This window comes from Mycobacterium sp. 1245499.0, from assembly GCF_001673615.1.
Classification (GTDB): Bacteria; Actinomycetota; Actinomycetes; order Mycobacteriales; family Mycobacteriaceae; genus Mycobacterium; species Mycobacterium europaeum_A.
This window is the reverse complement of sequence record NZ_LZMG01000108.1, coordinates 1-719: the sequence shown is the minus strand read 5'-3', so window position 1 is coordinate 719 and position 719 is coordinate 1. Positions and strand designations below refer to the sequence as shown.

1 pseudogene is annotated in these 719 nt (G+C 65.8%); it reads right to left on the bottom strand.

From position 1 onward, the window contains the following. Positions 1-627: pseudogene (locus A5646_RS05610) on the bottom strand (LmeA family phospholipid-binding protein); the annotation flags it as partial. Positions 628-719 lie beyond the last annotated feature (92 nt).

The following is a 719-nucleotide window of genomic DNA, read 5'->3' as shown; positions in this document are numbered from 1 at the left end:
GGACTCCTTGGGCATCGTGAAGCCGAGCGCGTTGAAACTGACGATCTGCAGCTGCAACCCGGTGCCCGACACCACCGGCTTGGCGGTGATGTTGTCCAACATGCCCTTCAACTCGATCGTGCCGTCGGCGGGGTGCGTGGTCACGGTGTTGGTGACGAACGGGCCCAGCACCGGGATGGCGTTCTGTACCGACTGCTTGATGCCGTCACTGGTCCAGCTGATGGTGGCGTCCAGGGCGCCGATGGTGCCCTTCGAGTTGCCGTTGTCCTTGAGGCGCACGTCGTTGATGTTGATCGAGAGCTTCATGCCCTTGGCGTCGCGGATGTTGTTGCCGGCCGTCTGCACCGAGATGTTGGTGTAGTGCTTCGTAGCCTGCTGCCAGAGCATCAGGGGCGTCACGCCGAAGGACGCGGTGGCCTGGTCCTTGACCTCACAGGCCACCGCCTCGGCGACCTTGCTGTCCGCGACGTGGCGCACGTAGAGCTCGGCCCCGATGAGCGCGGCGATGATCAGCGCGAACACGATGATGAAGATCAGCAGGACGGAGACCGGGTCGCGGCCGAAGCGGCGCTTCTTCTTCCCGGGCGTCGCGTCGTCGCCGGGCTGGGCGGCCAGCCGCTCGGTCGGACCGGCGGGCGGGGTCGGTGGTGTCGGGCACCGGGTTGCAGCTGCAGATCGTCAGTTTCAACGCGCTCGGCTTCACGATGCCCAAGGAGTCC